At 58.2% G+C, this 9,901-nt stretch carries 8 protein-coding genes and 1 pseudogene; 2 read left to right on the forward strand and 7 right to left on the reverse strand.

Translation table 11 applies throughout. The features are described 5' to 3' along the window. Window positions 1–190: FAD/NAD(P)-binding protein (locus tag LOH53_RS16560; protein WP_230068867.1), on the reverse strand; the 190-nt coding region annotated here is incomplete at its 3' end. 217 nt (window positions 191–407) lie between these two features. Between LOH53_RS16560 and rarD the strand changes: the two genes are divergently transcribed. After that, window positions 408–1,439, forward strand: a complete 1,032-nt coding sequence (gene rarD / locus LOH53_RS16565) for an EamA family transporter RarD (RefSeq protein ID WP_376991712.1) — start codon at window positions 408–410, stop codon at window positions 1,437–1,439. 26 nt (window positions 1,440–1,465) lie between these two features. Here the strand turns inward: rarD and LOH53_RS16570 are convergent, their stop codons facing one another. The 3 genes from LOH53_RS16570 to LOH53_RS16580 all read right to left on the reverse strand — a co-directional run bounded on the left by LOH53_RS16570 (window position 1,466) and on the right by LOH53_RS16580 (window position 5,346). After that, window positions 1,466–2,287, reverse strand: a complete 822-nt coding sequence (locus tag LOH53_RS16570; protein ID WP_230068868.1) for a universal stress protein — start codon at window positions 2,285–2,287, stop codon at window positions 1,466–1,468. Window positions 2,288–2,485: 198 nt separating this feature from the next. After that, window positions 2,486–3,850, reverse strand: a complete 1,365-nt coding sequence (gene gabT, locus LOH53_RS16575; RefSeq protein ID WP_230068869.1) for a 4-aminobutyrate--2-oxoglutarate transaminase — start codon at window positions 3,848–3,850, stop codon at window positions 2,486–2,488. A 65-nt stretch (window positions 3,851–3,915) separates the two neighbouring features. After that, complete coding sequence (locus LOH53_RS16580) at window positions 3,916–5,346, reverse strand: gamma-aminobutyraldehyde dehydrogenase (protein WP_230068870.1); 1,431 nt, start codon at window positions 5,344–5,346, stop codon at window positions 3,916–3,918. A gap of 144 nt (window positions 5,347–5,490) precedes the next feature. Between LOH53_RS16580 and LOH53_RS16585 the strand changes: the two genes are divergently transcribed. After that, window positions 5,491–6,939 carry a PucR family transcriptional regulator gene (locus LOH53_RS16585; protein ID WP_230068871.1) on the forward strand — a complete coding sequence of 483 codons (1,449 nt, stop codon included), beginning with the start codon at window positions 5,491–5,493 and terminating at the stop codon, window positions 6,937–6,939. Between the two features lie 66 nt (window positions 6,940–7,005). Here the strand turns inward: LOH53_RS16585 and LOH53_RS16590 are convergent, their stop codons facing one another. From LOH53_RS16590 to LOH53_RS16600, 3 genes and pseudogenes are all read right to left on the reverse strand, one after another. Beyond that, window positions 7,006–7,821, reverse strand: a complete 816-nt coding sequence (locus LOH53_RS16590; protein ID WP_230068872.1) for a hypothetical protein — start codon at window positions 7,819–7,821, stop codon at window positions 7,006–7,008. Between the two features lie 100 nt (window positions 7,822–7,921). Beyond that, window positions 7,922–8,926 (reverse strand): hypothetical protein, encoded by a 1,005-nt coding sequence (locus tag LOH53_RS16595; protein ID WP_230068873.1) that lies wholly within the window; start codon window positions 8,924–8,926, stop codon window positions 7,922–7,924. Between the two features lie 226 nt (window positions 8,927–9,152). Further along, window positions 9,153–9,901 (reverse strand): annotated as a pseudogene (locus LOH53_RS16600) (pyridine nucleotide-disulfide oxidoreductase); the annotation flags it as partial.

Consider the following 9,901-nt stretch of genomic DNA (forward strand, 5'->3'; position numbering starts at 1 on the left):
GATCCGGAGCAACCCCATACCGAATCAGACCATACGGAGCCGGGTGAGCTTCAAAGATGTCAATGCTCACCTGAACATCTCCACCTTGGACCTCTTGGGACTTCGTCAAGATATCTGCTGCATAGACGCCAGCGGGACCTGAACCAATGATCGCTACCTGGAATGGGCGGTTGATTCTCGAGTTAGACAAGAAGAAGTCCTTCCGAACTTTGAATCGTGACCCTAGCAGGGACGGGGCACAGTGGAGGCGCGAGTTGGGCGCTGCTTTTATTAGTGTAAATGCCTTGGCAGGTGGCCGAAAGTGGCATTCACTCAACGTGACCAACGGCTCATGTAACCAATGCACTACTGCCTCAGTCAGGCTACCCAAATCGACGGGTCCAATGATTTTGTGGTGGACATGGAATATGAGCTCCAATCATGTTGTTATTGGCCTTATGCCCTTGAGTCCAGTACCGATAAAACCTTCACCACCGCAGGGTTCCACCAGCGTCGGTCAGGAACCCGCTCCCAGCTCATCCAAGCCGGTCCGCAGCGAGAACAGCACGGGCATGCTTTTTGGTTTTGCAGCCTACGGCTTGTGGGGCATGCTCCCGCTCTATTTCATCTTGCTGCTGCCTGCTAACAGCCTAGATATTGTGGCCAACAGGGTTCTGTGGTCCGTCATCTTCTGTGCCTTGATCATCACGGTTACCCGCGGCTGGCCCAAGATAGCGACTGCTGTCAAAAACCCCCGCATTTTGGGTACCTTGTCCATTGCGGGCGTGTTAATCGTCATCAACTGGCTGACCTACGTTTTTGCTGTCACATCGGGCAATGCAATTGAGGCATCGCTGGGCTACTTCATCAACCCGCTCGTCTCAGTGCTTCTTGGGGTCATCATCCTGAAGGAAAAACTGCGCCCGCTCCAATGGGGAGCGGTAGGCGTGGGGTTCGTGGCCGTCGTCGTACTGGCGATCAGCTACGGCAAGCTTCCGTGGATCGCTTTAGTACTGGCTTTTAGCTTCGGGCTTTACGGCTTCGTGAAAAATAGGGTGGGCGGTAAAGTTGACGCCCTCACCAGCCTTAGCGTAGAGACTGCCGCGCTGACCCCGTTCGCGATCATCACGATCGTGATTCTGATGTCCACTGGCCAAGCTACATTAACAACAATGGGTGCCGGGCACTTCTGGCTTCTCGCGTCCACCGGCATTGTCACCGCCGTCCCGCTACTCCTCTTCGGAGCCTCGGCACGACGCTTGCCGATGACTACTATTGGCCTGCTGCAGTATGTGGCACCCTTGCTGCAATTTGCCGTGGCGATCGTTTTCCTAGGCGAGCACATGGGGTTGGACCGGTGGATAGGTTTTGGCGTCGTGTGGCTTGCACTGGTAATCCTCACGGTGGACCAGGTGAACCATTTCAGGAAATTCTCACGGCTACGCCGGGCGGCTGCTTAGCGTTTGGTCAACCAGCCGCCCGGGCCTTAGATGCCTTGCTCCACGAAGTCGCGCGGCACAACCACCATTGGCACTGGCAGTGAGCGCAGGATCTTGTTAGCCGTGGAGCCCAGGAAAATTTTGTGGTTTTCGGCTAGTCGGCTGGAGCCGACCACCACAAGTTCCCCGGACTTCCAACCGATCCCGTCGACTGCCTCTTCAACATTGCGTCCATGGGCCAGAGTTACGGTGACGCTCTCTGCTGGCAATTTTGACGCGGCCTGTGCCAAAACGGTGTTGACGTGCTGGCGTGCCGGGCTGAGCGCGTTATCCAAGTCAAAGTTCGCTTGCTGAAGTTGGTCGATCTCCACGAGCGAGACCAAACGCAAGGGCACGTGACGCCTGGCTGCCGCGGTAGTGCCGACATCGAGCACTGCTTGCCAGCCTTCTCTGACACCGGTCATGACGGTGAGGCGGGTGAGTGGCTCGCGGCGGTTGTAGCCCCGCGGCGCCAGCGCCACAGGCACAGGAGAGGCATGCAGCAACCCGTTGGCAACCGAGCCCACTGTGAACCTCTTGAACAGGCCATTACTCGCGGCGCCAACTACGATCAGGGCGGCATCGTCCTCCTTCGCAGCATCAATCAAACCGTGAGCGTAAGACTCCGCCGTTCGCGTGGAGAAGGTGGCTGTGACCTCGTCAGGCACCAGCGACAAAGCCCGACGTTCAATGTCTTTGCCGCCACCCTTGCCACCATGGACCACGTTGACCAGGTGAAGCTCGGCGCCCTGCGTCTTTGCGATGACCCCGGCCAAGGCAATGGCATCGGCGCCACGCTCATCCGGTCGGTACCCAACGACATATTTCATGTAATTAACCCTTCGATGGGCCCTGCCAGCTGGCGGCTTTGCGCACTCTGTTCAGGGCGTTCGTAGCACTGACTGTACAGCGGCGCAGGCCATCGCGAACAGAGCCCACACAGCGTGTTTGAGCGATCATTCTCCTGCACATGACTGGAAGCTTGAGTTCGGTGCGAAGGTGCCGCCGTCGTGCCTTGAAAGTCCGCGCTACTCCGCTGCGCGCCGCACAGCCTGGACCAAAACGTCTAGTCCATCGTTGAGCAGCTCGTCGCCTATAACCAGCGGCGGGAGTAAGCGGATGACGTTGCCGTAGGTCCCGCATGTGAGGATGATGACCCCGGCCTGTAGGCAGTCGGCCGCTATGGCCTTGGCCGCCTCCGCATTCACTTCCTTGGTGGTGTGCGCCGTACCGGCCTTGACCAGCTCGATCGCCAACATCGCACCACGGCCACGAATTTCGCCAATGATCCCGGCCTCACCCATCTCTTCGAGTAGAGCCACTAAACGCTTGCTAACGAGCTTTTCAATGTCCTTGGCCCGCCCATTGAGGTCATGATCCTTCATGGTTTTGATGGCAGCAAGGGAGGCGGCGCAGGCGAGTGGATTTCCGCCGTACGTGCCGCCAAGACCGCCAGGGTGCACAGCATCCATGAGATCCGCCCGGCCCGTGATGGCGGAGAGCGGCAGGCCCCCACCGATGCCCTTGGCCATGGCGATGATGTCCGGAACAACGCCTTCATGCTCGACGGCGAACCACTCACCCGTGCGGCAGAAGCCCGACTGAACCTCGTCAGCGATAAATACGACACCGTTTTCCTTGGCCCAGGCAGCCAGCGTCGGCAAGAAACCATCCGCCGGGACAATGAACCCGCCTTCGCCCTGAATCGGTTCGATCAATATCGCGGCCACACTGGAAGCCCCGATCTGCTTCTCGATCATGGAAATGGCACGAAGTGCGGCATCCTGACCCTTGATCTGCGATTCCTCCCGATACGGGTAGCTCATAGGTACGCGATAAATCTCCGGCGCAAACGGCCCGAAATTCTTCTTGTACGGCATGGCCTTCGCAGTCAACGCCATGGTCAGGTTGGTGCGGCCGTGGTATGCGTGATCGAAGGCAACAATGGCGTCGCGGCCGGTTGCCAGTCGAGCCACCTTGACGGCATTCTCCACAGCTTCAGCGCCAGAGTTGAAAAGCACCGTGCGCTTCTCATGCGTGCCGGGGGTCAGAGCGTTGAGCTGTTCAGCGACGGCCACATAGCTTTCATACGGAGTCACCATGAAACAGGTATGGGTGAAGTGACCGACCTGCTCGCGGACGGCGTCGACCACATTCTGATCCGTTGCACCCACGGTGGTGACGGCAATGCCTGAGCCCAAGTCAATGAAGGAGTTACCATCAACGTCGGTGATGATGCCGCCGTCGGCGTCCGCCACATAAACCGGAACGCTGGAGGCGACTCCACCGGCCACAACGGCTTTCCGGCGGGCATCCAAAGCCGCAGACTTGGGTCCTGGGAAGGAACCGCTAAGGTGCCGTTTTTGTTCGAGCCGGTAGTGGATTTCAGACATGGTTGTGACCTCTCAAAATGGGATAGCAAGCAAAGGGACAAGCGGCGCTCATCAGCACCAAAAAATTAGACGTCGAGGTTGCTCATTACGTGCTTGATACGGGTGTAATCCTCCACACCGTACATGGACAAGTCCTTCCCGTAACCTGACTGCTTGAAGCCCCCGTGGGGCATCTCTGCAGTGAGCATGATGTGCGTATTGATCCAAACTGCGCCAAAGTCCAGGTCACGGGAGACGCGCATGGCTACGCCGTGATTGGACGTCCAAACGCTGGACGCCAGCGCATAATCGACGTCGTTGGCCAGCTCAACAGCCTCTTCTTCTGTTTTGAACGTTTGGACCGTGATGACCGGGCCGAAGGTTTCTTGCTGGACGATGTCATCACTTTGCTTCACGCCGTCCACCACAGTGGCTTCATAGAAGAAGCCCGTCTCCCCTGCGCGCTTACCACCGGTAACCACGGTGGCGTAGTCAGGAATACTCTCAACTACCTTGACCACCTGGTTGAAGTGGTTGACGTTATTCAGCGGTCCAAAATAGTTCTTGGAGTCATCCGCATGGCCGGTTTCCAGTCCCTGGGTGGCCGTAGTGAGAGCAGTGAGGAATTCATCGTGGGCTGATTCCTCTACGAGTACGCGAGTGATCGCGGTGCAGTCCTGGCCGGCATTGAAGAAGGAGAACTCTGCGATGGACTGAGCGGTGGTGCCTAGATCAGCGTCGGCGAAAACGATGGCCGGGGCTTTTCCACCAAGTTCAAGGTGCGCGCGTTTAAGACCCTTGGCTGCTCCGCTGGCCACGGCAATCCCGGCTCGGACGGATCCCGTGATGGAAACCATCGCCGGAACTTTGTGCTCCACCATGGCTGCACCGACGCCGCCGTTACCCAGCACGATGTTCAGCACACCAGCCGGGAGAATGTCCTTAGCGATGTCAGCAAACACCAAGGTGCTTTCCGGTGTCGTGTCGCTGGGTTTGAGAACCACCGTGTTGCCGGCGGCCAGGGCAGGACCAATCTTCCAGATGAGCATGAGGAACGGGTAGTTCCACGGTGTGACCTGTGCGATCACGCCTACGGGTTCGCGGCGAACGTAAGAGGTGAAGTTCTCCATATATTCCCCTGCTGAGCGTCCCTCGAGCAAGCGAGCAGCACCGGCGAAGAACCGCAACTGGTCCGCACCAGCTCCTACTTCTTCCTCTGCGATCATCTGCTTTACCTGGCCTGTGTTACGGTGCTGGGCCTCAACAATTTCTTCGCTGTGAGCCTCGATCGCGTCTGCCAGTTTTAGCAGTACGCTCTGGCGCTGACTCGGTGTGGCGTGCTTCCAGGTCTTGAAAGCCGCGGCTGCTGCGGACATGGCTGCATCAACATCAGCTTTGCTGGACACGGGCGACTTAGCCACTACTTCACCATTGACCGGGTTGACGATGTCCAGTAAATCGGTGCCGGTGACGGGCACAAATTCGCCGTTGATGAAGTTCTGTAAGGTTTGGACCACGGTGTTCAACCTCTTCTTCTAGCGGTGGGTACAGCGCGGCAGGGTTGGCCGCTTATGCAGAGTTTAGGCTGAGCGGCACGGATTAGAGAATGTCTCATTGCACCACAGAGGACCATTCAAGCAGTGCGTTTGTATAGTTGTTCTATGGCACTTTCACTTGCGGACCTCCTGAGCGTTCCGGCTCTCTCCTTGAAGAACCTCGGCTCGGTCAGAACTCCGCTGATAGCCCCTATTGACTGGGTTGCCGTAACAGAGTTGGAGAACCCGCAGGCATTTCTCAGTGGTGGGGAACTAGTGCTGACGACTGGCGCGCGGCAAGGCACGGCCGACGCCCAGCGATCGTTTGTCCGCCAAATACGCCGCGCGGGCGCAGTCGGCATTGGTTTTGGCATAGGTTTCGAGCACGAAACTGTTCCCGTGGCACTGATCGCGGAGGCAAACCGTTGGGGCGTTCCCGTAGTGGAGGTCCCCTACAGCACGCCATTTATAGCGATCGGAAAATTGGTCGCAGACGCCCGCTCTGCCGATCATTACAGCAAACTGGAACGGCTGCTGCGCGAACACCAAGTGTTAGCGCGGGCGCTGCTAACCGGTGGTGGTCTGCCCGCTTTGCTCCGCAAGCTTGCAGCAATGGTGGCCTCGGAACTGGTCATCAGCCAATATGGCGGGGAAGTATTCTCCACGGCACCGGGGACCACCCCTGAGGAAGATAACTGGCACGCCGTGGCGCTCTCCACCGGCAAGCGCGACGCCAGCACGCTGTGGCTTAAGAGGCCCTTTCACGACGATGGGATTGTGGATTACGCCCGTGGACTGATCAGCATTGAACTCAACAACCTCATTCAACGCAGGCATACTGCCCGGCAAATTGCCGGGCAGGTTCTTTCGGACGTCATCCGGGGCACGCTGGAATCCGCCGACGCTGCAGCGAGGCTGGAGAACGTCCAGGTCAACCCTGCGGCAAAAAACTTCGTGCTGCTAGTGGATGCTGGCGGGGAGAAATTCGCTACCCTCTCCACCATGACCTTGCCGTGCGAGCTGGAGAGCGCGGTGGCCGCCGTCGTCCGCAGCGATGAGTCCAATGAATTGTTAGTCATTGTCCCCGCTAGTCACAGAGATCCGGCGGTTCTGGGTCGGGCGCTGAGCCACCAAATGCACGACGTGGGCATCAATGCACCGGTTGGTATTGGTGGCGCCTATTCACAGGCAAACGGTTTGCGGTGGAGCTATTTTGAGGCGCGGGAAGCCGCCACGCGAGGCCTGGCCGTCAACGTCCCTGAAAGGCTGAGTCTGACCTCCCTCCTGCTGGCCAGTGAGGACGTGCCCATGGCGGACATGGCCGCGGAGGCGATCGGTCCTCTAGCGGCGTTTGATGCCACCCACAGTGCGGAGTTGATGGACACCCTGGATACGTACCTGCGGCTCAATGGATCAGTGGCAGCCGTGGCGGAGGCGTTGACACTGCACAGGAACACGGTCCGTTACCGGCTAACGCAGATTGCCGAACTCACCGGTTATGACCCTGCTGTGACGCCGGATCGCGTCCAGCTTTGGTTGGCGTTGGCCGTACGCAGGCTGACGCCGCCGGCCTGACCCCGGGCTGTGATACCCGAGGCCTGGCCGACGGCGGTCGCCGTAATTTCTAAATAAACTGCGTTACTACTGGACCGAGCGACGCAGCAGGAGCAGACCAAGGAAACCAGCTAGGAGCAGACCAAACCCTAGTAGGACCGGCCAGATGCTGAGCCCCGTGTAGGCAAGCTGTGCGGGACTACCCACGAACGCCGTGGCAGCTGAACTCAATGGTTGAACTGTGCCTGTCAAAACCATCTGGGTCGGCGCAGTTGGAGCTACGGGTGTAGTCGGCGTTACGGGCGTAACCGGAGTAACCGGAGTAACGGGCGTAACCGGAACCTCGGGAGTCGTTGGCGTAACTACGTTCGTAGCCTGCGAACCACTACTGATCGCATTACCCAAAACACCCACCGCATTCCCGGACACATTCACCGGAACCGTCACCGGCACAGCCACCTGAACCGCACCCAAAACATCACCCAACAACCCATTACCACCAGCAAGACCACTAGACACCGGAGCACTAGCAACCTCACCACCAGCAACCTGACCAACAGCCGGAACCGATGAAGTATTCGTAGCCTGCGAACCACTACTGATCGCATTACCCAAAACACCCACCGCATTCCCGGACACATTCACCGGAACTGTCACCGGAACTGTCACCGGCACAGCCACCTGAACCGTACCCAAAACATCACCCAACGCATGGTCCAAAATGCCGCCCAAAAGGCCGCCGGTAGGAGCCTGCGTGGACGTACTGTTTTGTGTGAGTGTTGAAACTGCCGAAGTTGCTCCGGCATCTGGTTGTTCTGCAGCACTGGCTGCACCTGCTCCGAGGGCAAGTAACCCTCCGGCAAAGACCGCTGCGCACAGCGATCGACGAATAATTACACGCATGATGATGCACTCTCCAAACTAAATTTTTTGACCTTGACCGCAATTGCAGGTTCAAGGAAATACCGTGGCCTTCATGAATCTGAGGAAGGCAAACGGTCATTTAGTCAGGGCTGCTCCCTGGGTTGGAGGGCATGGAGGCAGGCAGCGCCCAGTCGGCATCCAAGGATGGTGCACGGGCTGCTGCTAAGTGAAAGGAAAGAGGGAAAAGCTCGTCGGCTGCTGCAGACCCGTTCGAGCCACCACCAGAACCACCGGACAAGGAAGACGACGCAGTGGTTGGACTTGGTGCTGCAGCTGGCAGGCACGGAACTGAACCATCGGAATCAGGCGTAGTGACGCAGATCGGTTCCGAAGGATTTTTGGCTCTGGCCGAGCGTTCGGTGAGTGCAGACGAGGAGGAACCCACCATCGATTGGCTACTCGGTAAGAACCGAGAGGCGCTCACCACGGCCGAAGTATTCTGGCTGGTTAAGTTCGCGTCAACGCCTTTAGAAACAGCGTTGACTGCGGCAGCGTTTTCAGTGGTAACGGCCGACGAGTCCGGTACGGGGACGACTGCCGGCAAGCTGGTGTCTACGCTCACAGGCGGCGTCGGAAGTATCTCAACAGGAACGTTGGGAACAGGGACAGCCGGAACGACCGGTGCACTGTTGCCTGCCGGAGGAAGGACAGCATCAACAGCCCCACCAACCACATCCCCCACGACGCCGCCGACGTTTCCGAGCACGGGGGTTTCCAACACCGGTTGGAGCACTGCTCCGACTACGGGAACTGTGGAAATCCCTGACTCAACATGGTCGGTGACTGTAGTTACGGGTGCAACCACCGCTGCAACGGTGCCGTTCTTGACGACGTCGCTAACCACCGGAATCTGCGAAACAGCCTTATCTACGGCGTGTACCACCGGATTGAGCAGCCCTGATATCAATCCCCCACCGCCAGAGCGCGTAGCACCAGGAGCGGATTGGGAAGATGAATCCGACGAAGCGGCGAAAGCGCCGGTCGATCCGAACAGGAGAAATGCCACAGCCAACAGGGCGACTCCGACGGCGATGCGGGTTGCACGCGCGAGGGCATTGCTGCCCGACACGAGCGGTTCGCTCACATCCACGGAAATCACCCCCCAGACGGATGCTGCAAAAATCCTTCAAGACCTTCACAGCAGAATCAATGTAAAGAGAGAACTTCACGGCATTGCCGATGAAGTTGACTTGAAGTTAGACTACGACACTCTCAGCAGAAATTCCATAGTAAAAACAAACTTTCAGTTTTTACTTTTCTGGGGCCGACAGTGCAGCTTTAGTCAGTGCAGCGCTAGTCATTGCACAGCGTTAGCGCACCACAGCCGCACCGCGGGAAACGTGCACCATTTCTTCACGGGAGACTACTTTGACACGTTCACGCTGCACCGGTCCCATGCCGGAAGCCTCGATTCCCAGAGATTTCTCGTGCGCATCAAGTTCATGCCAGCCTTCCCACGTGGTGAATTCCACGTCGCGTGAATCCAGGAGGTCCAAGATGGCATCCCGTTCCAGCACGACGGCGGCCGGAAGGTTTGCACGGTCGGCGAGTAAGTGGGTGATGGTTTCAAGGGCGTCGCCTTTGGTGCTGCCGATCAAACCAACTGGACCCCGCTTGATCCAACCCGTCGCATACAGCCCCGGCACGTGGGCGCCGTCAACGCCTAGTATCCGCCCGGCGTCGTTGCTCACCACTCCACGGCGATGATCAAAATCCACGTCTGCCACTGCTGAGCCGAAATAGCCGACCGAGCGGTATACGGCCTGAACGGGGTAGTCGATGAATTCGCCAGTGCCGCGGGCGTTACCCGTGCCATCCAACTCGTTACGCTCAAACTTGATACCCGTGACCTGGCCATCCACACCCATAATCTCAACGGGGTTGTGGAGGAAGTGCAGGTGCAGACGCCGCGAGGCTCCTGTGGAGGGGTTGGCGGCATCCTCCTCTTGTTCCACAAGCCAATTGCTAAGCGTATTGACCATGGTTTTGATTTGATTGTTCGTCTTCACCGCGACGTCGGAGGCCTCGTCGAAGTCAAAATCTTCCTCATACAAGACAA

Origin of the sequence: Arthrobacter cryoconiti (assembly GCF_020905375.1) — a bacterium.
Lineage (GTDB): Bacteria > Actinomycetota > Actinomycetes > Actinomycetales > Micrococcaceae > Specibacter > Specibacter cryoconiti.